This window comes from Sporosarcina sp. BI001-red, from assembly GCF_003384035.1.
Taxonomy (GTDB): Bacteria; Bacillota; Bacilli; order Bacillales_A; family Planococcaceae; genus Sporosarcina.
In genome coordinates this window covers 473332-498289 of the sequence record NZ_QQAK01000009.1, presented here as the reverse complement: position 1 = coordinate 498289, position 24958 = coordinate 473332, and the positions used below count along the sequence as shown (strand labels likewise).

General features: G+C 37.7%; 31 protein-coding genes and 1 riboswitch. Of the genes, 5 read left to right on the top strand and 26 right to left on the bottom strand.

Annotated elements, in window-relative coordinates; genetic code table 11:
* Positions 1–43: 43 nt before the first annotated feature.
* From gcvT to DVB69_RS04300, 12 genes are all read right to left on the bottom strand, one after another.
* Positions 44–1144 (bottom strand): glycine cleavage system aminomethyltransferase GcvT, encoded by a 1101-nt coding sequence (gene gcvT, locus DVB69_RS04350; protein WP_370452917.1) that lies wholly within the window; start codon positions 1142–1144, stop codon positions 44–46.
* A gap of 140 nt (positions 1145–1284) precedes the next feature.
* Positions 1285–1376, bottom strand: a riboswitch (glycine riboswitch).
* 91 nt (positions 1377–1467) lie between these two features.
* The gene (locus DVB69_RS04345; RefSeq protein ID WP_116016903.1) at positions 1468–2028 is read right to left on the bottom strand and encodes a shikimate kinase; all 561 of its coding nucleotides are present in this window, start codon (positions 2026–2028) and stop codon (positions 1468–1470) included.
* 4 nt (positions 2029–2032) lie between these two features.
* Positions 2033–2209 (bottom strand): hypothetical protein, encoded by a 177-nt coding sequence (locus tag DVB69_RS17495; protein WP_158541019.1) that lies wholly within the window; start codon positions 2207–2209, stop codon positions 2033–2035.
* Positions 2193–2636 (bottom strand): competence type IV pilus minor pilin ComGF, encoded by a 444-nt coding sequence (gene comGF / locus DVB69_RS04340; RefSeq protein WP_158541018.1) that lies wholly within the window; start codon positions 2634–2636, stop codon positions 2193–2195. Before comGF ends, DVB69_RS17495 begins: the two co-directional genes overlap by 17 nt.
* Positions 2633–2929 (bottom strand): hypothetical protein, encoded by a 297-nt coding sequence (locus tag DVB69_RS04335; RefSeq protein ID WP_116016899.1) that lies wholly within the window; start codon positions 2927–2929, stop codon positions 2633–2635. The genes comGF and DVB69_RS04335 overlap by 4 nt, the downstream gene beginning before the upstream one ends.
* Entirely contained in the window at positions 2922–3335 is a 414-nt protein-coding gene (locus DVB69_RS04330; RefSeq protein ID WP_255415295.1) for a hypothetical protein, read from the bottom strand. Before DVB69_RS04330 ends, DVB69_RS04335 begins: the two co-directional genes overlap by 8 nt.
* Before the next feature lie 20 nt (positions 3336–3355).
* Positions 3356–3559 carry a hypothetical protein gene (locus DVB69_RS04325; RefSeq protein WP_116016895.1) on the bottom strand — a complete coding sequence of 68 codons (204 nt, stop codon included), beginning with the start codon at positions 3557–3559 and terminating at the stop codon, positions 3356–3358.
* Between the two features lie 248 nt (positions 3560–3807).
* Positions 3808–5472, bottom strand: a complete 1665-nt coding sequence (locus tag DVB69_RS17770; protein ID WP_116016893.1) for a coiled-coil domain-containing protein — start codon at positions 5470–5472, stop codon at positions 3808–3810.
* A 6-nt stretch (positions 5473–5478) separates the two neighbouring features.
* Positions 5479–6459 carry a DUF4297 domain-containing protein gene (locus tag DVB69_RS04315; protein ID WP_116016891.1) on the bottom strand — a complete coding sequence of 327 codons (981 nt, stop codon included), beginning with the start codon at positions 6457–6459 and terminating at the stop codon, positions 5479–5481.
* Positions 6460–6781: 322 nt separating this feature from the next.
* A complete protein-coding gene (locus DVB69_RS04310; protein ID WP_116016889.1) occupies positions 6782–8530 on the bottom strand; it encodes a recombinase family protein in 1749 nt (582 codons plus the stop codon).
* Positions 8531–8903: 373 nt separating this feature from the next.
* Entirely contained in the window at positions 8904–9482 is a 579-nt protein-coding gene (locus DVB69_RS04305) for a recombinase family protein (RefSeq protein ID WP_116016887.1), read from the bottom strand.
* 416 nt (positions 9483–9898) lie between these two features.
* On the bottom strand, positions 9899–10630 hold the full coding sequence (locus DVB69_RS04300) for a hypothetical protein (protein WP_116016885.1): 732 nt from the start codon (positions 10628–10630) through the stop codon (positions 9899–9901).
* Positions 10631–10864: 234 nt separating this feature from the next.
* Between DVB69_RS04300 and DVB69_RS04295 the strand changes: the two genes are divergently transcribed.
* On the top strand, positions 10865–11122 hold the full coding sequence (locus DVB69_RS04295; RefSeq protein WP_116016883.1) for a helix-turn-helix domain-containing protein: 258 nt from the start codon (positions 10865–10867) through the stop codon (positions 11120–11122).
* Positions 11123–11239: 117 nt separating this feature from the next.
* On the opposite strand, the gene DVB69_RS04290 is transcribed toward DVB69_RS04295, so the two are convergent.
* The 6 genes from DVB69_RS04290 to comGA all read right to left on the bottom strand — a co-directional run bounded on the left by DVB69_RS04290 (position 11240) and on the right by comGA (position 15819).
* Positions 11240–12193: a hypothetical protein gene (locus tag DVB69_RS04290; protein WP_116016881.1), complete on the bottom strand. Its 954-nt coding sequence runs from the start codon at positions 12191–12193 to the stop codon at positions 11240–11242.
* Between the two features lie 172 nt (positions 12194–12365).
* The gene (locus DVB69_RS04285) at positions 12366–12974 is read right to left on the bottom strand and encodes a hypothetical protein (protein WP_116016879.1); all 609 of its coding nucleotides are present in this window, start codon (positions 12972–12974) and stop codon (positions 12366–12368) included.
* Positions 12975–13219: 245 nt separating this feature from the next.
* A complete protein-coding gene (locus DVB69_RS04280; protein ID WP_116016877.1) occupies positions 13220–13522 on the bottom strand; it encodes a hypothetical protein in 303 nt (100 codons plus the stop codon).
* Between the two features lie 12 nt (positions 13523–13534).
* On the bottom strand, positions 13535–13756 hold the full coding sequence (comGC, locus tag DVB69_RS04275) for a competence type IV pilus major pilin ComGC (RefSeq protein WP_116016875.1): 222 nt from the start codon (positions 13754–13756) through the stop codon (positions 13535–13537).
* 13 nt (positions 13757–13769) lie between these two features.
* The gene (gene comGB, locus DVB69_RS04270; protein ID WP_116016873.1) at positions 13770–14855 is read right to left on the bottom strand and encodes a competence type IV pilus assembly protein ComGB; all 1086 of its coding nucleotides are present in this window, start codon (positions 14853–14855) and stop codon (positions 13770–13772) included.
* Positions 14818–15819: a competence type IV pilus ATPase ComGA gene (comGA, locus tag DVB69_RS04265; protein ID WP_116016871.1), complete on the bottom strand. Its 1002-nt coding sequence runs from the start codon at positions 15817–15819 to the stop codon at positions 14818–14820. Before comGA ends, comGB begins: the two co-directional genes overlap by 38 nt.
* Positions 15820–16083: 264 nt before the next feature.
* Between comGA and DVB69_RS04260 the strand changes: the two genes are divergently transcribed.
* Positions 16084–16326 (top strand): DUF2626 domain-containing protein, encoded by a 243-nt coding sequence (locus DVB69_RS04260; RefSeq protein WP_025784748.1) that lies wholly within the window; start codon positions 16084–16086, stop codon positions 16324–16326.
* A 31-nt stretch (positions 16327–16357) separates the two neighbouring features.
* Here the strand turns inward: DVB69_RS04260 and DVB69_RS04255 are convergent, their stop codons facing one another.
* Positions 16358–16993, bottom strand: coding sequence for an MBL fold metallo-hydrolase (locus DVB69_RS04255; protein ID WP_116016869.1), 636 nt, complete (start codon positions 16991–16993; stop codon positions 16358–16360).
* A 161-nt stretch (positions 16994–17154) separates the two neighbouring features.
* Here DVB69_RS04255 and DVB69_RS04250 point away from each other — a divergent pair, with 161 nt between their 5' ends.
* Entirely contained in the window at positions 17155–17334 is a 180-nt protein-coding gene (locus DVB69_RS04250; protein ID WP_025784750.1) for a DUF2759 domain-containing protein, read from the top strand.
* 109 nt (positions 17335–17443) lie between these two features.
* Here DVB69_RS04250 and DVB69_RS04245 read toward each other — a convergent pair whose 3' ends face one another.
* From DVB69_RS04245 to rpmG, 4 genes are all read right to left on the bottom strand, one after another.
* On the bottom strand, positions 17444–19348 hold the full coding sequence (locus tag DVB69_RS04245; RefSeq protein ID WP_116016867.1) for an LTA synthase family protein: 1905 nt from the start codon (positions 19346–19348) through the stop codon (positions 17444–17446).
* Positions 19349–19451: 103 nt separating this feature from the next.
* On the bottom strand, positions 19452–19673 hold the full coding sequence (locus tag DVB69_RS04240) for a YqgQ family protein (protein ID WP_116016865.1): 222 nt from the start codon (positions 19671–19673) through the stop codon (positions 19452–19454).
* The gene (locus DVB69_RS04235; RefSeq protein ID WP_116016863.1) at positions 19655–20224 is read right to left on the bottom strand and encodes a 5-formyltetrahydrofolate cyclo-ligase; all 570 of its coding nucleotides are present in this window, start codon (positions 20222–20224) and stop codon (positions 19655–19657) included. Before DVB69_RS04235 ends, DVB69_RS04240 begins: the two co-directional genes overlap by 19 nt.
* A 66-nt stretch (positions 20225–20290) precedes the next feature.
* The gene (gene rpmG, locus DVB69_RS04230; RefSeq protein ID WP_025784754.1) at positions 20291–20440 is read right to left on the bottom strand and encodes a 50S ribosomal protein L33; all 150 of its coding nucleotides are present in this window, start codon (positions 20438–20440) and stop codon (positions 20291–20293) included.
* Positions 20441–20609: 169 nt separating this feature from the next.
* Between rpmG and DVB69_RS04225 the strand changes: the two genes are divergently transcribed.
* Both DVB69_RS04225 and DVB69_RS04220 read left to right on the top strand, forming a co-directional pair.
* Entirely contained in the window at positions 20610–20969 is a 360-nt protein-coding gene (locus DVB69_RS04225) for a hypothetical protein (RefSeq protein ID WP_116016861.1), read from the top strand.
* Entirely contained in the window at positions 20966–21430 is a 465-nt protein-coding gene (locus tag DVB69_RS04220; protein ID WP_116016859.1) for an MltG/YceG/YrrL family protein, read from the top strand. The genes DVB69_RS04225 and DVB69_RS04220 overlap by 4 nt, the downstream gene beginning before the upstream one ends.
* Positions 21431–21469: 39 nt before the next feature.
* Here DVB69_RS04220 and DVB69_RS04215 read toward each other — a convergent pair whose 3' ends face one another.
* The 3 genes from DVB69_RS04215 to DVB69_RS04205 form a co-directional block, all read right to left on the bottom strand.
* Positions 21470–23665, bottom strand: a complete 2196-nt coding sequence (locus DVB69_RS04215) for a peptidoglycan D,D-transpeptidase FtsI family protein (RefSeq protein ID WP_233505312.1) — start codon at positions 23663–23665, stop codon at positions 21470–21472.
* 106 nt (positions 23666–23771) lie between these two features.
* On the bottom strand, positions 23772–24380 hold the full coding sequence (sodA, locus tag DVB69_RS04210; RefSeq protein ID WP_116016857.1) for a superoxide dismutase SodA: 609 nt from the start codon (positions 24378–24380) through the stop codon (positions 23772–23774).
* Positions 24381–24464: 84 nt separating this feature from the next.
* Positions 24465–24947 (bottom strand): DUF456 domain-containing protein, encoded by a 483-nt coding sequence (locus DVB69_RS04205; protein WP_116016855.1) that lies wholly within the window; start codon positions 24945–24947, stop codon positions 24465–24467.
* Between the last annotated feature and the right edge of the window lie 11 nt (positions 24948–24958).

Below are 24958 nucleotides of genomic sequence, written 5' to 3'. Positions count from 1 at the left end.
TTTCCCCTCTTTCCCTTTGTACGGAAATTGTATCCGATTCACTTCATGAGCGCTTATAGAATGGTGTTTCAATAATTCTAGCTTTCAACCTCTTGTTGCGGATTTCAACTTCAATTTCCGTGCCAAGCTCAGAGACATCCTGGTTCACTAAAGCAAAGCCAATATTCTTTTTCAATGTTGGAGATTGTGTTCCCGTCGTCACTTCACCGACTAATTCGTCGTTATGGTAAACAGGATATCCCGTTCGTGGAATGCCTTTGTCGATCATCTCAACCCCAACCAATTTACGCGGAACCCCGTCCTGTTTCTGTGCAGCTAACGCGGATTTCCCAAGGAAGTCCTCTTCTTTTTTCAATTTCACTACAAAACCAAGTCCTGCTTCCAGTGGTGAAATATCTTTCGACAATTCTTGACCATATAACGGCAGTCCCGCTTCGAAACGAAGGGTGTCGCGCGCGCCTAAGCCTGTTGGCACTAGACCATCTTCTTTTCCCTCTTCCAAAATTGCATCCCAAAGCTTCACGGCCGCTTCAGGCGAACAGTAGATTTCAAATCCGTTCTCTCCTGTGTAGCCTGTTCGTGATACTAGTGTCGATTCTCCAGCTACATTCACCTTGTCTTTAAATCGGAAGAACCGAATGTCAGTCAGTGATTCGTCTGTTAGTCGCTGTAAAATCGTTTCTGCTTTTGGACCTTGTAATGCTAGTAATGCCCAGCTATCGGACTGATTGTCAATTTCAACATCATTGCCAGCTTGTTGCTTCATCCAGCTGACGTCTTTTTCAATATTGGATGCGTTTACAACTAAAAGAAAGTCGTTATCACTTCTTTTATAGATTAACAGATCATCAATCGTGCCGCCGTCTTCGTAGCACATAGCCGTATATTGAGCTTGCCCGTCGACTAGTTTTGCAACATCATTCGTCACCAGTTTTTGCAAGAAAGATAGTGCACCTTCTCCGCTGACAACGACTTCTCCCATATGGGATACATCGAACAGTCCAGCAGCCGTTCGGACAGCTTCATGCTCTGCTTTTATACTTGAAAATTGAACTGGTAATTCCCAGCCACCGAAATCGATAGTTTTTCCATTATAAGGAACATAGCTTTCAAAAAGTGGTGTTCGTTTCAAAGTTACTGACAACACAATTTCCCCCATTCATCTTCAAAAAAAGAAAGAGACCCCCTTTTTATTAAAAGAGAGCCTCTGTCCAATCTCCTGAACGCTCCCCATTGCGGGGGCTAATTTCAGAGGCTGGCTTTAGCCAACACTGTTCAGAGATGCGTCCAACATGAGTCTTTTTGCCTGAGAGATTCATGACATTGTCACTTGCTCCTTCGGCGGCGCTTTGTGCGCTCTCTCCCCATGTATTCATCCGCACTATTCAATTCGTTACGAAATAGTTTAAGATTCGGAAAACTAATATCTTTCGAACCTATCTTACCAGTTTGTAGATTGAAGTGCAATTACTTTTGAGTGCTTCTGGATGTGTCTTGAGCAGCAGTGATGAAAATAGACTTACTGGACAAGCGTTCCATTTGAAACGCGATGTATTCCGTGACTTTACTGAGTGAACGTTGGCGTGTCTGAACAAGGAAATGCGCAGATTCTTTATACGCATCGTAACGTTTTTGGTAGAGCTTTTCAATCTCAGAACGGGTCGACCGCTGAACGATCGGTCTATTTTTATCGGTTGCTATCCGTCGCCAGATGTCTCGAAAAGGAGCGTCAAGGAAAAAGACGAGCCCACTTTCACGCATCAGCTTACGGTTCTCCTTACGCATCGCAACACCACCCCCGGTGGCAATTATGCACATTTCGTCTCGAAACGTCTTCAGAAATTCGGTCTCCATCTCACGAAATCGTTCTTCCCCGTAGGTTGCAAATATTTGCGGGATTGTCATACCCGTTTTCTGTACGATTTCATGATCCATGTCATAAAAAGGGAGCTTGGTAAAAAAACTCAGCCTTTTGCCGATTGCACTTTTTCCACATCCCATGAATCCAACTAGGTATACTTTGTTCATCAAATCATCCGCTCTGCATTTTTGTTATCGCTGCCTTCTCGTAAATCGTTCCCAGCGAATCATACGATCCATATAAACTACTATGCCATGAAACGAATGTAAAAAGAAAGAGGGAGACGAAAAATAATAATGCAAGTGCCATCATAAGTGCCACTCCACGTTCATCATTCACGAAGTCCAACTGCAACCCTCCTTAACCGCTCCGTTCCATCTTGGAGCGTTACAGAGACCGCAACCATTGGGCCTTCATCTATAAATCTGACAGACTGCACATATGTCAGTAACGGAACATGTCCTTGATTTCCAACTCTCCTCCGGACAACTCCTCCTACGGTGGAGTATTCTTTGTTATCTTCTACATCCATCGAATAAACAGTTAAGACAGTCCCCGTATCATTGACGTTAATCGTTTGTACAACTGATAAGTCTAGTTGCAAATCAACCATAAATAATTCCCATTCAGTCGTTTGACTATCTGTCAATTGATGATGTGTGGACTCCTTAAAAAGGAGAAATAGGACAATCAAATGAAGGAAAGTAGCAGCAATAATTAGTTGAAACAAACTTTCAAGCAATGTGTATCCCGATTCATTACGAACCTTGTTCACGGTGTACACGTCTTTTCCGTTTTAGTAGAGGATGGATAGGTAACGCAAAGTCGACCATTTTCTGCCGTCCAGACATATTCAGCACCGTTCTCAGTTCGAACTCCATCTGTAATTCCATAGGTTGTATAGAGCAATGCCCCTTGGTACATGGTCTCTTTTGCTCTCATTTCATGTTTTTTATCTTCCAATCCGGTAAGCATTCGAAACGACAATGGCAGTAGAGTGCTAAAAATGACCATCATAATCGTTAACGTTAAAATCGCTTCCGGCCAAGAGTACCCAGATTCATTCATACAGTAACATCCTTCCCCTTTGAAACTGAAACTTAATTTTCTTCGTTCCGCTTGCAGTTTCAAAGGTCAAGGTTCCGGTATTGTACATATTGCCATTCCCTTGAAAACTTACATTCCGTAATGTACTCGTGTGGTCGAATTTAATGGTCGGAGGAAAATGACTTATTATCTTTTCATTTGTATCAAAGTAAGTCACTGTATATGTTTTTCCTCCATTTGAGAACCCGAGCCAAGTTATGGTTTCATGAGCAATTGAATGTGCTTGCATCTGCTGCACAGTCGCTTTAAACGCTTCAAGTGCATCTCTTTCTGTTTGCTCAGTTGTCCAACCACTACTGACGGGTATAACAATCACCGTCAGAACCCCCAAAATTGTGAGGACGAGAAGCAACTCCAAAAATGTCATTCCGTGTTCAGACGAACTTGTCATTGCTTACTAGAAGTTGCCTTTGGATTGATAACTTTTCCATCCGCTTCTATAGTCAGTTCTGTACCATCTGGACATTTAGCGTCCTTAGGTAAATAATCCTTTGCCGTAAGATCCGCCAAGCTTGTAGGGATTTCATTGGTATCCATCTTGTATGCTTGAACTTGTCCCTCCACCATTTTTATAAAAGCATTGAAATGCAACCTTTTAACACACTAAATGTCTGACTCATTTTTGGTTGATAAATCGCACATATTATATAGAAAGAACCTAATTAAAAAGAATAGTTTAATACTGCAATTTTGATTATTGTTTTAATTAGAGACGAGCATTTGTAAAAAAAAAAAGTTAAAAATCCTCCATTCATTTATCAATGGAGGATTTTTATCGTTTGACTATAGCACCTTTTATCTTTCCCTAATTACTTCGAATAGTTCCCGATATTAAATTCCTATTCAATAAAAGTAAAATGTTCTAAAAGGTGTTGATTTCCTTTATTTACTTCCTTTAATATTGGTCGTTCCAATTCAATTTTGTTATAATCCATTTCCGAGTCTAAATAGATTATGTTTTCATCTATAATCGAAAAAAACACTTGGCTCGGAATAGTTAAATAATACTTGGATAGAAAACCAAACATCTCTTCTTTAAATTCAACGGAAGTTTCATTTTTAATAAAAGAGTCCATACCAAAAGGAATTTCTACATTTGAAAACTGGCTGATTAGATTTGAGTATAATATGTATATAGCTAGCATTTTTTTATTAGAGTCATTACCACTACCAGAAACTTCTTTGAAATTATAAAGTTTAATTTCATCTAATTTTACCTTCCGTAGGTTTAGCTCATATTGACTAAGTAATTCCATATATTTTTTTCTTATGACAGTACGTTTTTTGTTTCCTACCTTCTTTTCTGCTTTAATTGAATTTTTGATGGTATTTATTTCTTCTATAGTTGAATTTTTAGAGAGGATTAGTTCCTGTTCTATACTTACATAGTTATTAAACATTTCTTGTTTGACTATATTTTCTATAAGATTTTCTACTTCTCTGCTGTTATTAACGATATTCTCATAGGTAAATTGTTCAGAAACAAGTTCATCTTTCTTATCAATCTTTCTATCCCTTTCTAACTTTAGGCTATTAAATTTAAGCTTATTTTTATCAGTTTGTTCAGTAATTTCAAATAAGTTATTTCTGATTTTAAGTCTAGTTAATGACTGTTCGTCAGTGAGATTTGAATTACAATATATACATTTATGCTTAATATCTTCAAACCTCTTTGAGTAGGATGATTTTAGTTTTTCTAATTCTACTAAATCTCGATTTAGTATGTTAATTTTTTTATCTAATTCAATTATTTCTTTATCGTTTTCAGCTAAAGAAGAATTTATGATATTTAGTTTTTCGAGATAGTTATTTAGTTGAATTTCACTTAAGCTATTTTCTAATTCCTCGACTTTCGAAACATAAACCTGTGTTTCTTTAGGTTGGAATTCGTCTCCTATAAGGGCTAATCCTTCTCCTTTTTTGTCAATTGTTTTTATTTTCAATTCTAATTCGCTCTTCTCAACTTCTAAATCCAGGATTTTATTATTGGTTATATCAAAATAGAAATTGAATATATCTTTAACTGTATCACTATATCTACCGTATGAATCGGAAGACTTTGAGAAGACATAACCATTCCAAGACTTATCCTGGTCAATGTAAAAAGGTAGCAATACTTCACTTGCATAGACATTTGTAAGCTTTTTATTTTTTTTACTTTTTATCTTTATTTCTATTTTCAATAAATCCTGTAACCAACTAGAATATTCTTGTTCATTTAATATACTTTCTTTTCCGTTTATGTAAAACAAGTCTTTATGTCTAGTAATAGAATATCTTTCATTGTTAATCAAAATATTCAACTGAAATATCATATCTTTTGCATTCCATTCACTAGGCCAAATTTTTATGCTATACCCCAAAGTATGATATATGGATTTCATTAAGCTTGATTTCCCTATAGTATTTGTTTTGCTTACAAATAGATTAACCCTTGAATCAAAAGTGAATTTATTAATCCCATTATTTATGTAATCATGTATGATGATATTTTCAATTATCACTTCGTATCACTCCCCAATTTCACAGATGGCTTCAATTGCTATAGCAATTAATAAATTTTGGTCGTCTTTATCCAAATATTTCTCTAACACTATTTTTACAATTTCTAAATTCGACAAATCTTCTACGTCATCCAAGCTTTGGATAAAACCTTTTATGTCTTCTTTTAATGTAACTCTTGTTAAATCAATTTTCAGTCTTTCCTTTTTAATTCTTGTACTTTTTATATCACCATATTGAAGGGTATCTAATACCTTCTCAAACTTAATAATCGCAGTAGAGGTTATAAAAATATTTGAAAAGTACTCAGAATCCATGTACTTTAATTCCTTGTCAGAAATATCTTGAATTATATGTTGCGATTTATGGTCAATGTTAAGAGTGAGTTCTGCAATAATTGCTCGTCCTTGATTATTATCTACAGAAATATCATTTTTATTTAAAGTACCAATTAAATAGGTTTGAGCATCATCATATTCTTCGCCGAGTGGTGAAATATGCAAATAAAAGTTATCAAGTTTAGTTTTATCTTCGCTAGGCAACTTGGAAAGAATTTCAGTTTTTGCTTCATCATTCAGTTGGTGTAAATTGACGCAGATTTGTCCAGGCTTCTTAACTATTAATCGTTTTTTATCTGTTTTACCTATATCTTTGACAAATATTTTGAAGACATCATCCTTTTCACCGGCACTCAAATTTTTCTCTAATATTGATAGTTTTTCAGTATTTTTTTTACTACCGTCTTTATTTAAACCTTTAGGTTTTTCTTTTTTCGTAAGACTATTAAATGTATGACTTTGTTTCTTCACTTGAATAATTGCCTTATAATCATCAAAAGTTACAACGATATCATCTTCAGCTTCAACATAAATCTTGAAATTTGGTTTCATATAATTATTAATTGCCAATAAAATTAGGTTTGCTTTTTGGAAATTAAAACCTCGTATAGCTTCTGCTCCGCCATTGTCTATCCTCTTTTGTTCGGTCAATATGTTCGCCCCTTAAAGATTAATTATAGCTAACCCTGAATTTATATTGCATTTTTCATTTCAGATGACTATTTATCTACCAAAAAGTTGTTATAGTTTAGTGGCTTTAATCCTATTTTATCACTTGTATGTATTATTGAAAGTAATTTCTGTTATTAATCTTTGGCACTCTAATAAAACCCGATGCTATGACTACTTGCTTTAAGAAAAACAAGCTCATTATAATACAAAAAAATTGTGCGATTCATTTAGGTCAAATGAATCGCACAATCCATATAGAAGAAACTCCAGTAACCCTTCCGGACTTAGTCTTTCAGTCTGCTTAATCTCCACAATCCTGATATGGATAATCTCGTTTAAAATTATCCCAGTCTTCATAACTCTCGATTAGCTGTTTGAAATACTCCCGAGCTTCTTTATGATTTCTTCTTACAGTAATTCCACTAGAATTCGGTTGAAATCCATTTTCGATTGGATTTCCCTTGAAAATACTATTGAACTCTTGGATTTCGTCGTCATAATTTGGCATTGTAAAGAAGTATTCAAGCTCATAGTCAGTCACAACAACCTTCTTTAGGAGTTTAAGTTTTCCCTCATTACTTAAACTCTTGCTATGGGTTAATTGCTGAATAAGCTCTTTCTTATGCTCCACTTTGATTTTTAACCTTTGAATCTTTTCAAAGCTTATATCCGCAAGTTGCGTTTCTAATGCCCCTAGTTCCAGTGTAGCGTTGTCATACTTTATTTCAAAACCCAAAGCTAATTTCTCCTGTCCATTTTTTCTGTAGCTATCTATCGTACTCAAAAATCTATCACAATCACTTTTTAGCTCACTCAATTCCTCCTGTAATTGACTTCTACTTTCTTCAATGCGTTCAAGCTCAATTTCTAATCTATCCATTAACTGCATGAACTCTACTTGCTCCTTTATTGATTCTACATGGGAATTTATTGTTATTTCACTTAATCCCTTGTCCAGATTGTTCAATGCAATTCCCCTAGTATTGCAGTTGTTACCCTTTGCTCTTCCCATACACATGTAATTGATTTTCTTCTTTTTACCACTGCCTATAGTTGTGTGCTTCTTAAACCCTTTACCACACGAACCACATTTTATTTTCTGAAAGTAGATATCATCATAAGAAATCTTCCGACCACGTCTATTCTTATCAGATTTATTGATTCGGCTTTCCCGTATCTTATTCACCTCTTCGTACTGCTTTAATGTAACGATAGATGGTACTGCATTTGGAATGAGGATGTACTCACTCTCATCACGTTGTAAGCGCTTTGTGTCTGTCACATTAGCTTTGTAAGAGCGGTTAACAACCGCTGTACCTGTGTAAATACGATTCTTAATAATACGTGTTATTTTGTCCCCCGACCACTCATGACCTTTTTGGGTTTTAATCCCTTCATTGTTTAATTCCTTCGTTAATATCATAGAACCTTTTTTAGCGTAACTATTGTAAATACGTTCCACAATTTCCGCCTGTTCTGGAACTTTTACAATGTTTCTTTCCTCATCCCAAGTGTAGCCATATGGAAGCCTGGCAGGTCTATACCTCATATTTATAGCGTTATAATACTTCGTTTGTCTGATTTTCTTACCTAAACTAGCTGACTCATTTTCCCCCATTTTGAAAAGAAAGCTACCAATTAACCCCCAATTTTCATCAGACGTTTTAAGGTTTACATTTTCAAACAATATTTGTACTCCCATTCTCATTAATCGTTTGACAACTGATTCCGCTATCTCTGCATTTCTGCTGAATCTGGTTGTATCTTTGACTATGATTAGGTCAAATTTTGGCTCTCTCTTTGTAGTAACAAAGGTATCAACATTCTCATCATCCTTTATGTAGTTCAATCCCGCATCATACATCATTCTAATGAAGCCTTTACGCCTCGCATTTGTTCCACTTCTTTCATCAGCATAGATTTCAACTAACTCTAGATTTTTATGATTGCAATAGTCAGTGTAAATCTGCATCTGATTCTCCAAAGACTTTTTCTGCTCCTCTTTGTCTGTTGAAACCCTCGTATAAACTACTACTCTATTTCCCGTCATGTCGTTTCGCTCCTTCTCTTTCGGTGTGTGTGTGCATCTGGTACGGCATATTCCATTTTATACTTTTATCGAATATCGGAAAGGATGGGCTACCCATTAAACGACCCGTTGATGCCCTTCGAACTTCTCTGCTTGTTTGTATATCAACCCCAGTTTCAAAGAGGTACTGTGACGCTTCTACAACCTCTCAGACTATCTTTAGAACAACTTACTACCCTATTAATAAAATCAATATTTCACAAGAATTCATGAAGTAATTAGATAAGAAAAAAAGCCTAACGGAATACTCATTTTCTTATCTAATTACCTGAACGTCACCTTCGCAAAAGCACTCCATTTCGCAAAGTCTTCAGCCGAATGTCACCGATACTTATTAGCTATCCCGAGTCGCTTCTTTTGCCTTACGCTTATTCATGGCTCTGATTAGAGTGCTTTTACTGATACCCGTCTTTTCTGCCACTTGATTGTAGGAATGACCCTCCAACATGCTTAGAGCATGTTCTAACTGCGCCTTTGTATATGTAGGTTTACGACCCTCACGATAGTTGGGATTCAGTCTTGCAATCGCTTTTCCTTCCTGTGTACGCTCAACAATCATGTTACGTTCCATTTCAGCAACCGCCAATAGTGTTGTTAAAAAGAATCTCCCCATACTTGTGTCTTCTAGTAAGCCAACATTTAAAACATGAACCTTAACTCCCTTTTCAAATAGGGAATTTATTAAATCAATTCCTTCCCTTGTATTTCTTGCCAAGCGGTCTAATTTGGTTACAACCAATTTGTCGCCACCTTGCAAGATGTTAAGCAGTTCTTTTAGTTGCGGTCTGTCAGTTGAAGTACCTGTGAACTTCTCTTGATAGATGTGTTCAACATTCTCCCTGGTTAAGTCCGTAATCTGTACCTCTAGGTCTTGTCCCTTAGTCGATACCCTCGCATATCCATATACTGTCATTTCATTTCCTCGTTCCACATATATTTATGACACCTTGATGTGACACCATTCGATACCTTGATATTACGGCGTCAGGCTTTCGGTGTCAATACTTTTAAGTTACGACACCAGAAGTGCTTCTGTAAGCGCCATCGTTAAAGCCTATGTTTCTGCGTGAAAATAATCTTCCATAATCACACAGTTCAAACAATGATAAGTTTTTACTTACGTACCGTCACTATATGTCTCATCAATCATGTGACGAGAGTTATACAGGTTTTATTTGTATTTCATCTTGATTCATCAATGACTAAATGTCATTCCCACTAAAAGCTATCGTCTCGCCTGAGGTAACGGTCATTCATTTTTGCTACCGATGCGTATAGAAAAAGGTAGAGCTATAAACTCTACCTCCAACTTCATAAAATAATTTGTACTCAATTAGAAGGATATGTAATGTCATACACGAATCCGTTCTTTATTGTTAAAATCACGGCATCTTCATAGTTCCAAAATTCGGCTTCGTCACTTCTGTATTTCTTAGTTGGAGGGCCGATTGCACTCTTCACTTCACTAACTGACATACCTGTTTGGAAAATTGATTGCAAAGCTCTCTTTCTATTTTCATGTGTATACTTCTTTTTATCTTTGTTCTCTTCTTCTATCTTGGCAATCTCAGTTTGCAATTCTTCATCCGCTATTTTTTCTGCTTGCGCCAATAAAACCGAATTCTCTTTACTGATGTAATCAGGGATTTCTCTATAAAAATCCATAAGCTCACCGTATACCTCAGCATCGTACTCCTTACCTAACAGATATTCGAGAGAATCATTAAGCCTTTTCGTGGTCTCTACTTCCAACTTCTCCAAATACTCATTACCATCTTCATATCTCTGATAATAACTATCATCACGTTCAATCTCCTTGATAATATCATATGAAATCATAGCAACTTCCAAGCTTTCTTCAGATTTATTATCATTTGAAACCTCTTTGAGTAACTTCATTTGTTCGTCATAGAAAGACTTTTTTTGATTTGCCAGTGTTTTCTTGTTATCTACCTCATCTTGGTAATAAAACAACCATGAGACTCCTGCAAATACGCTTATAATTATGAAAGTCGCAGATGCATAGAATAAAAACCCTCTAAAAACCTTATTTTTCATCATACCTACCACTCCTTGCTGCTATTTCATTTCAACGCCCATTACACAGACCAAATAACCTCGGCTTAATAACACAAATAAAAAACACTTTTTCACAACGTAAAATGAGACTATAGTATACAGTGTATATTTTACTATACACCTCAAGTTAATGATACTTATTCTTTTTTGTAGACTGTAGTACGTGGTTATGAATGCTTTTTACCATTGTAATTGTTTAAAAAGGAGATTTATCTCTTGAATGAAATTGAAAATATTACAGTTGGTGCGGTTTTAAAAAGGCTACGTAAATCTCTGAAACTATCACAAGAGGAGTTAGCTCATAGAAGCAGTTTAGATAGAACTTATATCAGCATGATGGAAAGGAATATTAAACAACCAACTATAACAACAATTTTTCTGTTATCAGATGGATTAGAGATAAAACCATCTGAATTTGTTCAATTACTGGAAAACGAATTTAAAGAATACAATATTAAACGCACTACGGTATAATTACTCCTAAACGCTCATATAAGCCCTCAAGACCGTAAACACCCCTTAAAGTATAGAAGTTACTCACAGGACGTGTATACGGCCTACTTAGGGTTATTCATAGATGAGTTGTCCCCATTAATTTTCTTTTCGCAACAGAAAATCATATATAACATGGCTATTCTGCAAGTACCAATCCTCTATATCATCACGACACGCCTTGAAATGCTTACGAAATGTTTTCCATTGACTATCACTAAGGAGCAATTTCACATAGTTTTCGTTCTCCACTTTTTTGGAACGCTTGATAAGGTCAATGAAGCCCTTCTGCCCTCTGTTCGTCTTTACTTTCCGCTCATAAAAATAGGAGTATTTTAGGCATGGAATGAACATTTCTGCTCGTAGACGGTTAGCTATCAATGAATGATTTAGATTAGAAAATGTCATATTATCGCTCTCTAGAAAGTTTAACTTGACCTCAAAACGATTAGTATATCGACTATCCAGTGATTCATTCTCCGCCTTGCGGTCATAATGGGAATCGTTTGCTGTACGCTTATAGTTTCTCATTGAACCCGCCCATGATGATGTATCATAGTTCTTTTGTTTTTGCCCTCCATGCCTCCTTAGATAGGCGCTTGTATTGAAGGGTGTCTTATAGTCAAAAGCTACGTCTAACCGGGTTATAAACCATTTGTGGCGGTTCAGTAGGTCAAGTATATAGGGGCTGTTACCTTGTAGGTTGTTCGTGAATTTGGATTGAAGTTGAATCACTGCATTCACTTTAGATTTGATAAACGGTTGAATCTTGATATACACACCAAATTGTTCTGACAAATCCATGACATAGGTTATTAAATTATAGCCATTCGGCTTTAGGTCATGCTCGATATGGTAACGGAACATTGAAGTGAATTCCTCAATATCTTCCTCTGCTAATCTTACTTTTAGCTCTACTCTATCAATGCAAATACTCCGCTTGTACGATGTGATTGCATTGTTTTCATCGACTTCAAAGTAAGGCTTATGCCTGTTTGAAATGAATGAAATACTCTTTCCTATTACTGCTTTTTTGTTTATTACTGCTACCATTGAAACGACTCTCTTTCTGCCAACATTGAAGTTGTTACTAATTGATTAATAATTAGGATTAAAACTAAGATTAGATTTCTAAAAAACAACCATATCCTAGTGTTATTATAGGACGACAAAGCACCCACAAAAGAAAGGCACTTTGTCTGAGCTAAAAAGAAATACACCCATTCTAAATTGGTCGGTATTCTATGCCTTGCTTTTCACAAAACTCCCTGTTTCTATCAGCTAATTTTTTTTTAGCTTTCTTCTTTTGCTGTAGAAAAACATCGTCTTCACGAAAAGCTTTGCTCATGGCATTGACTTTGGATTGTTTAACGCCCTCTGATTGAGCCATTTTTGTTAGACTTTTATGGCTATATATTTCACAATCATCAGTGTCAATAATCAAAACAGCTTTAGCGTGTTCCTGTTGATGTTCTCCATAAGGAAGTACTGCAATATTCCCAATCTCATAGTTGCCATCAGGATTCAATCTGTGGATAGTTGGTCTATCACTTTCAAGTCCTGTTCTCTCAAAACTTTTATTTTGGTTTACCCACGCTTGCCAAAAATCCTTATCACCTTTAATTACTTCAAGTAAGGCTTTTCTATCCTCAGAATCAAACATGAATTTAATCCCTTTAACAACGTAGTCCTTTCTCTTGCGAGTACGCTCCTCAGCTTTTGCTAATGACTGATAGAGAGTTACACCCGCACTAACCAAAGACAAATCAATATCATTTTCAAGAAATAATTTGCTAACTGTTCTACATTGCTCACTCTTTTTTGTTCTTCCCATTTTTAAATCTCCTTCTGTTTTTAATTTGTTGTTATATCAACAGCCAGTACAAATAAATTCGCAAGGTTGCTTTACTCTGTTGAATACAATATCACGTGCATCATAGTACTTCAACACTTTATTGAAAGATAGGGCAAAAGCACCTTTTATTTTTCATGTTTTTATGTTATAAGTGTTGTCAACACTAATTTCCATGGTTTAACATTTAACTTCATGTTCTTTAGGGTTACAAGCCTGCTGTTCGTCTATATCCTCGACTTTTTAAAAATAGACGTTGCCTGTTTAAGTGTTTTCGAATCAGCGGCTCTTTGAACGTACCTCACAAGCTCTCTTCCCTCCGCTCCATCCAGACCCGCATCATTTAGCCCCTGAATGACATAACCTAAACACGACTGATTTGACCACTCTTCCGTCTTCTCTTCCAATTCATGTATCAACATTTCCAAGTCTTTGCGCTGAACTGTAATTATGATAGCCCCTGGCAACATATCCAATTGTCCTTTTAATTTCTCTACTACTGTCCGCATTTCACCATCGCCTTCTTCCATTAGATTTATATATCACTCCTCAAAAACACTGTAACCCTTGAAACCATTGAGTTTTTCATATAGGTTGCTTTTCATTACAATTATATTCAAATAAGCATCGCAGCCCTTCGAATCTATCGATTTGGAGTGTTTTGTCACATTTGGAATCGCAACTAAAATGAGTACAGAAATAATTAGCAAAACAATCATCATTTCAATTAATGTAAAAGCTTTTTCATTCCGTAAGAACTTCATTGAATTTGCTCCTTTACATGTTTTTTATCATTCCATAGACGGGTAAAAGTAGTGCTAAATAGGCTGCTATTATACACACCGCTAGAATGACGAATAAGATAGGTTGAAGCATGGCCATCAACCGGTTCACTTTTAGATCTATCGCATTACCTAACTGTTCGCTATAGAGAAGTAACTCCTTCGGTAAATGCCCACTATCAGAACCATGTTTAGCAAAGAAAGATAAGTCACGAGTAAGTCCATCTGTTAGTTCTATCGCCATATGAAATGGCTCTCCTTTTCCAGCTTCTTCATGAATCGACGTTGCGACTTGTGCTAAAATGAGATCCGTTTGTTGATTCTTTAAAATGAGCATCGCTTCTTGAATTGAATTTCCCGCTCTAAGTAAATTCCCGGTCTCAGAAGCAAAAAGTCGGGTCAAAATGCTACTATACATATCACCAACAAACGGGATGGCCAATACTCTCTTTATTTTTGCTCCTGGGTGTAATCGTCGTAAATAGAATCTACCTACTAGGAATAATGCTCCCCCCATTCCGATACCAAATAACAGGAAATCAGGGGCTTTTGCTACAATACGAGGTAAATACTTTTCAACCCCTTGAGTCGTTGAAGCGCGTGAGGTTGCTAGGGTTTCAAAGTTCGGTAAAAAATAGATTTTAAACGCGATAAGCAATAGTGCCATGGCAAACATGAGCACGACAGGATAGGTCGCAGCTTGTATGAATTTCTGCTTTCTCACTTGCGCAGCTTTTAGACGAACAGAGGCGCCATTTAAAGCTTCTGCCAATCTGCCATCACTCTCGGATAGCTCGACAGACAATAAAATCCTATCTGGAAATCCAAGCACTCTTAATACTTCGGAAACGTTTGCACCTTCCCTAAAGATGTCTTCTACCTTCGTTATTAGGCTCAAACTATTCGCACTATGATGCGGGAGCAATAACGAAAAACATTCATGGATCGTATAACCTTCTTGTAGCAATTCAGATGCTCTCAATAAAAATAGTGACTTGTCTGTCACGATGAATAATGGGTCTTTCTTAATTGAATACCAGCGTTTACGAAGAATAATTGGAGCTGCTGTACTTTCTCGCAAGGGCCTCTACTCTCCCTTCTTCAGTGAGGAAGATAGGTTCCTTATTACTAAGTGAATTTTTAAGACGTTCTAATTCTTCATCTTGATAAATTTCAAAAACAGCGGCTAGTTCTCCATCAGATTTACGAATCAAGCGTTGAGCGGAGATACAAACAGCCGTTTGTCGAAGTTCTTCAGCCGAAATGCCGAAATCCATCATCCTGTAAAAGCAGCCTAATGGATCTTTTGCATGGACTGTCGTCAACACTAAATGACCCGTTAATGAAGCCTGCACAGCGATTTTAGCTGTTTCAGCATCCCGTATTTCACCAATCATGATGACATCAGGAGAATGCCGTAAAATTGCTTTGAGTCCTGCCGCATACGACATTCCAGCACGTTCATTCACTTGGATTTGCAATAAGTGACTGTGAGGATTTTCAACAGGGTCTTCTAACGTAATCACATGACGATCTAACTCATTGACGCAGTGCGCAGTCAACGAATAGATAGTCGTGGTTTTTCCGGAGCCCGTTGGACCTGTGATCATGAAAAGCCCTTGCTGCTTAGTAATAGAGTTTTTCAGCATATCTGCCCAGGATGGTTCCAGACATAACTGATCAAGCGAAACTACTCGATCATGCTGTTGAATACGGATAACCGCACTTTCGTTTAGATGTATAGACGGAATAGTTGAAATTCGAAATGAGAAGTTCTGATTGTTGAATTGTTTGTGGAAAGAACCGCTTTGAGGTTTTCGGCGGTCGCTGATATCGAGGGAAGATAAGAATTTATAGAATGAAATCATTCGGGTCGCCAACTGTGGGGGAAGTTTGCCGATCCGTTCGAGCTTCGTACTTTTTTTGTGAAATAGGCCATAGCCCTCTTCTGTAGGGACGAGATGGACGTCAGTTGCATCTACGTCTATGGCTTTCTGCAGTAGTTGAAAACATTTTTGTTCAATCACATTTTCTTGAGTATCCAATGCACACCCCTCTCTCTAGAAACATAAGACCGCTTTATGTCTTGCCCATAGTATAATGCCCCCTTCAACAAAATGGAATGCTTTGTGCGAAAGTAGTATTTTGGATACCCATAGCCGTATGTGAATTCAATTTCAATTTAAAGAATATTCCTCAATAATCACTGATTTGTCACATCAAGTCATTTACTTTCAGTTTACTTTTGTCAGCACTATCCTATATAATAAAGAGGAGTTTATTGTATTGTTGTAAGGAGGGACGCACTTATGGATAATATGTTCAAGCTGTGTGGTTTCTGGACAGGAATTTTCGCAGTTATGTTTTTTGTTGGTCATATGGACCAAGTCGCACTTTTATTTGTCGCTAGTACTATTTTCTTCATGCTGCTTGGCTACATGAAACTTACTGAAAGAATGTACTTGTACATGTTTGGCGCGTACTTAATGTTATTTACAGTTGGGTTCACGTACTATGCAACATTCATTCACGTACCAGGAGCAGGACACTAAAAGTAAAACAGCCGAATTTCGGCTGTTTTTTTTAAAATCCATTTAAAAATGGATTTGAATCCATCTCGTCTTTAGGTGTTGTTTTAGGTCCGTGACCTGGATAGACTTTGTAGTCGTCATCCAAGGACAATAGCTTTTGTTCAATGGCTGTCAGCAATTGATGTGTATTCCCTCCAGGAAGGTCTGTACGACCCACTCCTTGACGGAATAGCGTGTCCCCTACAATTACGAACCTATTCTCGTGAAAGACGTAGCTTACGCTTCCTGGTGAATGTCCTGGGGTGTGACGCACCTCAAATTCAAACTGACCGATTTGCATTGTACCTTCACGTTCAATTATATGATCTGCAAGTTCACAAACAACTGGTGGAAACATCGGGTATTTCGCAGATCCATTTAACTCTGGATTACGCAACCAAAGATTCTCATCTTTGTGGATGTAAACCGGAATGTCATATTTTTTTCTGATCGGCTCAAGCGCTCCAATATGGTCAAAGTGCGCATGGGTCAGTAAAATTGCAAGCGGCTTCAAATTTGATGATTCGATTACCTCTTCAATTTTCTCTGCCTGTTCTCCCGGATCGATTATTAGGCAATTACCGTTGTTATCACTAATCAGATAACAATTTGCTTGTATAGGTCCGAGTGGTAATGTTTTAATTTTCATTGGAATCGCCTCCTCCTCTTTATAGTACGAAATCTTCGCTAAGATTTCAAACAAACGTCACGTTTACAGCTCGACAAACCTTCATCGAAACAGTACAATAGGAGATGAGTATTGTTAACTAGGCATTTATCTGTTCTTTTTTGAAAGGAGTGTCATTATTTATGAATCTTTTAATGGTTATTTTTGGTCTTATTGCAATTTTAGCTGTAGTTGGAACCGTGCAAGGATTCAAAGAGCGTAACTTGCTCAGTATTGTCTTTAATCTATTGGCAGCCGTAATTTTTGGTGGTTTTACTATTGCAACAATTGTATTCCAAGGCTATCCACCATCACTACACTGATCACGAAAGAAAAAACGTCTTTTGCTTAAGTGCAAAAGACGTTTTTTTGTTTTCTCCAGTATAAAATAACAAAAGCCCGATTGCGAATACTACACAATCGGGCTTTACTTTATTCTTTACCTTTAATTTCCGGTTGCTGTTGTTGAGGTTCACCTTGATCGTCTTTAAATCGTAGTAAGTCACCATTGATAATCGAATCAGAGATTTCAAGTTCCTGGGTAGCTCGCTTAACATAGGGAGCACACGACTCAGAATCAGTAGGCTCGCCAGTTTTTGCATCATAGCAGACTTCATGTGTATAAACATATTTGTCTGTTATGAACCTACCATCTCTAAAGATGACAAAGTCCTCATGATCCTTAGAGAACAAGTCAGAACCGAATTGCAAGTCATCTTTAGTATCAATTCCAGCTAAGTTCAACACAGTCGGTCGTATATCCATTTGTCCCGACAGTTCATGCATCACTTTCCCTTTACCATTGCCAGGAATGTGAATGAAGAACGGAACTTTTTGAAGCTCAGCATTATCAAAAGGCGTAATTTCTTTGTCTAAATACATGCCCATTGCTTTATTGTGATTTTCGGAGATACCATAGTGGTCACCATACATCACAATAATGGAATTATCGTATAGACCGCTTTCCTTCAGTTTTTCAAATAGATCTTTGATTGATTCATCTAGGTAACGAGATGTTTGGAAATATTTGTTCAAAGTCTTAGAGTTTGAATTGTAAGGTGGAATTAGCATATCCTCATCATCCAAATCGAACGGATAGTGATTCGTTAACGTAATCAAACGAGAAGAAAAAGGTTGAGGCATATCCTTCATCATATCTACAGATTGTTCAAAATAAGGAATATCTTTTAAGCCCCAGTTCACTGCCTGACCTTCACCGATTTGGTAGCTCTCAACATCATAGAACTTCTCGATGCCAAGTGCCTTGTACATGATATCACGGTTCCAGAAGCTACGATTATTCGCATGCATGACGTTAGTAAAATAGCCGTTATCTGCGAGCTTCTCTGACATTGAATCGAACGTATTTCCGCTGTGGGTGAAGAATACAGCGCTACCATTTCGCGGATAGATAGAGTTTTCAACAATAAATTCTGCATCCGATGTTTTTCCAAGACTTGTCTGATGGTAGAAGTTATCAAAGTAAAATGTATCCTTATCCTTTGTCAATTCGTTAAGGAATGGTGTAATTACATGACCGTCCATTTCTTGGTTAATGACAAAACTTTGAAGGGATTCAAGAGAAATTGTAATAATGTTACGACCTTTTGCATCTTCAAACATATCTACACTCGGTTCCTTATGATTCGCATGTACATAGTTCTCTACTTCAGAAAGTTCACTGCCATCAGCTAATACACGTTGCGCATGTGACTTCGATTGGATAATCAAGTCGTAGATATGATAGTTATAAGTTCCAATGTTTTTTACAAGTAATTCTCGATCAAAGCTTCGTGTCAATAATTGCGGACGCTCTGCTTCTGCAAGCCCTAAGTTCACCATGAACATAGCTGCTGTTGCAATGAAGTATAGCCGACGCCCCATTTTAAATTGGCGTACCGTCTCAGTTGGCTGGGGAATAAATTTCACAGCCAGTGCCACAATAATTACATCAGTGAAAAAGAAAATATCAGTTCCATGAAGATTTGCAGTGATTGACGATGAGAGGTCTCCAAAGTTATTTGTTTGGAAGAGTAACGGAATCGTTATGAAATCACTGAAGAAACGATAAAACACTGCATTAGAAAACATGACAATAGATGTCAAAACACTTACAGTGATTAAATAAGCATTCCGACGTTTCGTTGTTTTGATAAATAGCGCTACCCCATACACTAATAATAGGAAACTTAATGGGTTTATAAAGAGAATCAATTGTTGAACCATATTGTCAATACTCATATTAAAACTTGCCAAATAGCCAAAGTAGGTCGTTAGCCAAGTCGCAACTATTGCAATCACTAGAACCGAATGCTTCGGCCAGTTAAATTTGCTCATTTCATCTCGTCCTTTCTAAATCGTAAAAATACCTATAACTTATAATAACGTTTTAAGACATACAAAAGTTTCACTACAACACAAATTCATCGGACTGAGTCCTCTACTTTTCAGTTTTTCCACTGAATTCGGACAACTCGTTCCGTATGAGTAATGATGCACTGATATAGTCTTCTTTCATAATAAGTCCGTCATCATATAAATCCTTCAGTTCGGACTGCATTAATAGTATATCTGCTCTTCTGTCGCCCGTATAGATATATGCGCCGAAACGCTTCATCAGTCTTATGACATCCCAAAACTCTTTTAATCCTGATTGTTGCATTCAATTTCACGCTCTTCTGTAATTATTTTCCCTACTGGCAAGTCATGACTTTCTCTTGGAACCTGGTCAACTAGCTGTAATTCAAAAGCAATGGACAGTGTCGCACCAGAAAAGCTTTCCAGATAACGATCGTAATATCCACCTCCATAGCCTATGCGATAACCTTCGATTGTGAATACTACCCCAGGTACTATTACTAAATCTATTTCAGCTTCCTCTACAGACGGTGTCAATAATGGATCAGGTTCTTGTATGTCCAAGTACACTGTCTCCAGCTGTTTGAAAGATGTAATCCTCCTGAAGTCCATTGTTTTATCTTTAGTGTTACATTTCGGGACAACCACATTTTTTCCTGCTATCCAGCATGTTTCAATTATCCTTCTAGTTTCAACTTCCGTCGGACGCGACATAGTGATAGCCACAGTCTTGGCCTCTTTAAACTCTGCAGTTTCAAGAAAACGCAATCGGATACAATCCGACTTCTCTATGTATTCGTCCGTAGACATATTTTCCAATTTGAATAAACAATCATTTCTAAGTAAATTTTTCATTATATACTCTCTTCCCTTCTTTTTGAAAGAAAAAACCAAAACCGTAAAAGGTTTTGGCATGAGCAATTATTTCGTTTCACGGTGAAGCGTTTGCTTCATTTCACGTGAGCAATATTTTTTCATTTCAAGACGTTCTGGATTGTTACGCTTGTTTTTCTTTGTGATATAGTTACGCTCACCACATTCTGTGCAAGCAAGTGTAATATTTACGCGCATTGTTGTCCCTCCCACTCATCAGCGATAGTAGAGTATTTATGAGCATGATTTATACGACTTTTCTATTGTATCATAAATTCAATGATTGTCTAGCAAGAAATCTAAATTCCCTAATTGGTTTTTGATATGGTACGATTAAGTAAACTAATGAACCAAGGAGGCGACAATTGTGTCACTGCCTATTGTCCTTATGATTATTGGGATTGCTGCATTGATAGTTTCGATCTTTGCTGGAACCAAACAAACAAGTACAGACGAGATCGAACAAGTTTCGATCAGCTTACATCAAGAAACAAGTCACTTAAAAAAACGATTAAAAGCACTTGAAGAAGAGTTGATGCTAGAGCCCACGCCGATCACTCAAGCTCTTCGAACAGCAGACACAACAAAACCGGTGCACTCGATTATTGTCAGTCAGATTACTGCGCTTCACGGGCAAGGATACTCAATTGAGGAAATTTCCAAACGCTCTTCCCTTACTACGGATCGAGTACTGTCTGTCCTGCGCTCGAAAGGTGTGCACGTATGATCCGCCATCTCCTCCAACTAATCGGTATAGCACTCTTAACAGCAGGGGCTGTTTTATATTTAACCAGCCAGCCTTTCTCGTCTGAAGATAAAGGAAACGCAAATAAAGACACACAGATTTCAGAACTAAAACTACAATTAGCAGATGTAAAAGCAGCATTAGCGGATGCACAGCAGTCCTCTAAAGCTGATAAGAAAACAGATGTGGCTACGGAAGAAAACAAAGAATCCGAAAACAAAGAGCCTGTCATCCAGACAATTCTAACCATCTCGTCCGGTGATACTTCAAAAGATGCATCGGACACCCTCGAGAAATCCGGGATTATAAAAAGTGCATCGGAGTTTGAATCTTATTTAACAAAGAACGGTCTTTCTGGGAAGATGCAAATCGGACAGCATAAAATAGACTCTTCCATGAATTTTGCAGCTCTTGCCAAAGAACTCACAACAGTAAAGCAATAACAAAAAGACAAGCTTAGCGTCGCTGAGCTTGTCTTTTTGTTATTTTTTCTCTTTTTCAGTTTCAGCTTTTTCATCTAAAGGTGGCTGGATAGCCGGAGTTTCTGTAGAGAAAATTTCAGACTCAGCTCGTTTTTTCTTAAGGGCAAAATATTCTTTGACAGCCGCTTGAGCGATATCATTGTTCGGATGAGCATACCCATTAGTATACGTCGAGACGTGCGGCACGATGACGGAATAGGCAATCTCAGGGTTATCATAAGGCGCAAACCCTACATGGGCAACAGAAACTGTTTGAGTTCCCCATAGGGAACGATCATCGCCCTCATAATAACCTGCCTGCGCTGTACCCGTTTTTCCGCCTGCATCGAAATCTTCACCTTGGAAGATGTTATACGCAGTTCCACGAGGTTCATAATACGTATAATGCATACCTTTTTTCACTTGAGCAATTTCCTCAGGTGTATTATCAATACGATTAAGGACCTGTGAAGCTTCTTGTTGCAGAAGAGCCCCGAATTCTTCCCCATCCTTTGAAGGTTCATATACCGCTTTCAGTACATGAGGTGCTATTCTGTATCCCCCATTTGCAACGGTAGATACATACTGTGCAAGTTGAAGAGGCGTGTACGTATCATACTGTCCAATCGCTAAGTCAAGGAGTTTACCTGGTTCTTTCCGGTTTGGGTCTGGTGATGACCCTGACACTTCACCGGGCAAGTCGATGCCTGTTTTAACACCAAGACCAAACGATGCATAGCTATCGCGCATTTTATTAAATGCATCAAAGTCAATATTCAAACTTCCACCTTTTACATAATGATAATTCGCAATTGACATCGCAATCTTAAACATATACACGTTAGAAGAACGGCCTAGTGCTTCAACATCGTTAATAGCAACACGAGAGTTTTGGTTAAAAAGCGATGCCTTGCGCTGTTTCCCCACATAAATAGGCTCATCAATTTTTGTCTCGCCTATATGCACTGCATTATACTTGTATCCAGTCAGCATAGTCGCCAATTTAACAGTCGATCCTACTTCATATGAAGTACTGAACGCACCAAATGTATAGTCCTGAACAGTCAGCTTACCTGTTTCTTTATCTTTGACAATTCGTTTACCCACCATAGAAAGTACTTCACCTGTATTCGGATCCATCATTACTAGGAAAGCACGGTCCAAAAATTGGGAGCCTCCCATACGCTTAGCTTTCAATAAATTGTCTTCCACAATTTTTTCGAGATGGGATTGCAGTTCCGTATCCAACGTCAACATCAGATCTTTTCCTGGCTCACCTTCCCGTACAGTTTTCGTTTCAACTACTTTACCTGTTCGATCTTTAATATTTTTCACAACAGTCTTCTGACCCTTTAACAGATCCTCATAATATCGTTCTATATAACTCTTACCTACCCGGTCGTTCCGTGAATAACCACGAGCTAAGAAGTAATCCAGATCCGATTTAGGGATACCTTCAAGTGGACTAGTTGTCGTACCTAGAATTGCGCTATCAGACATCTTGACGCGCTCCCAGTCTGTTGTTGTATTAACACCTGGAAGTGAGCTCAGTTGTTCCGAAACTGTGGCAAATTCGGTATCTGTCACATCTTCACTCTTAACAATTTGAGGTGTATATGCATATCCAGACATCATTTCTCGATAGATTGCGAGAACTTCAAGTTCACTTTCTGTAAATGAGTCCAATTCTTTATCTGTGATGCGGTCGCGTGTCATTTTGGTGATTTTACGTTGTGCTTCTTTTTTTGTAATGGATTCGTCTTTTTGAATTGCTAATAATTCTTTTTTTGTAACTTTTTCAATTGCTTCATTAGGATGTAAAAGAATCCAATAATCTTTCTTATCGCCAAGTGTGATTCGGGTCGTCGGTTTTTCAATCAACTTGGCTAGCTTTTTAGCCGTTTTTAACATTTCATCAGAAGTTGTAGACGTTGTTTTCGTATATGTAATTGCATTTCGTGGTTCGTTATCTACAAGCAAATGGCCACTACGATCAAAAATACGTCCTCTTGGAACACTGGTGTTCACTGCTATTTCTTCTGTACGTTCTAATAAAAGCTTATAATCTTCCCCTTTAACAATTTGCAAATATCCCAAACGGAAAATCAGCAATGAAAACAAAACGAATATAGAAAAGAATAAAAAGTTCATTCTGAAGGAAGTCAATTTGCGCTGACGTACTTTTGCCTGATCGACTTTACGCTGGTTTTTCCTCACGTTTTCCTCCTCCTTAAATAGGTGCACATCAAATGAATTATAGCATTAAAAAATGAAAAAGCACACATCTTGACGAACAAGATGTGTGCTTGGTTGCATCAATCGCTTACTTATTTTCTGTGTAATGCTTTTGTACTTCATCCCAGTTAACAACATTCCAAAATGCTGAAATGTAATCAGGACGACGGTTTTGGTAGTTTAAGTAGTATGCATGCTCCCAAACGTCAAGTCCAAGAAGTGGTGTCTTACCTTCCATTAATGGATTGTCTTGGTTTGGTGTTGACATAATTGAAAGTTCGCCGTTATCAAGAACGAGCCAAGCCCATCCAGAACCAAAGCGAGTTTTTGCAGCGTTCGCAAACTCTTCTTTGAATTTGTCTAAGCTTCCGAACTTCTTGTCAATTGCTTCAGCGAGAGTACCTGTTGGCGCTCCGCCACCGTTTGGTGAAAGAAGTGTCCAGAATAAGGAGTGATTCGCATGACCTCCACCATTATTGCGAACTGCCGTACGAATGTTTTCAGGAACTGCATTCAAATCCGAGATAAGTTCTTCTACAGATTTAGCAGCAAGATCAGCATGTCCTTCCAATGCATTATTCACATTAGTAACGTACGTATTATGATGCTTCGTGTGGTGGATCTCCATCGTTTCTTTGTCGATGTGTGGTTCTAGTGCATCATATGCATAAGGCAATTCAGGTAATTTGTAAGCCATTTCCAATTCCTCCTTGAATGATTGATTTCTTTCCTACTCTTCAAGGGTATCAAACTTCCCATAGGCATTCAATTATCTTGTCTTTTACGTGACGAAGAATATGAAGATTCCAATCATCACAATCATTACAACAGCTTTGACAAGCACAGACGTCAAAAAGCCGATCAACGAGCCCACCCCGGAACGTAAAGCTTGTTTAAAACCCGAACGCGTTATGAGTAATTCCGCTATAACAGCCCCTAGGAACGGACCAATCAGAATACCTGCTACTGGGATGACAAATGGCCCAACAAGAAGACCTATTGTACTGCCCCACCCACCGGCATTCGAACCACCAAATTTTTTAATACCGAAAAGGTTTGCTAGCGTATCTGCGCCAAACAATAAAATGGTGAATAAGAGTTGGATTGTCCAAAATAGCCATCCCATTGAACTGAACGTATCAATTAGACCATAAAGCAAAAAGCCACCAATGATGAAAAGAACAGAAGGTATGATCGGATAGATTAAACCCAAAAAAGCAATGGCGAAAAACAAACTAGCTACAATCCACGCAATCCATTCCATCCTACATCCCC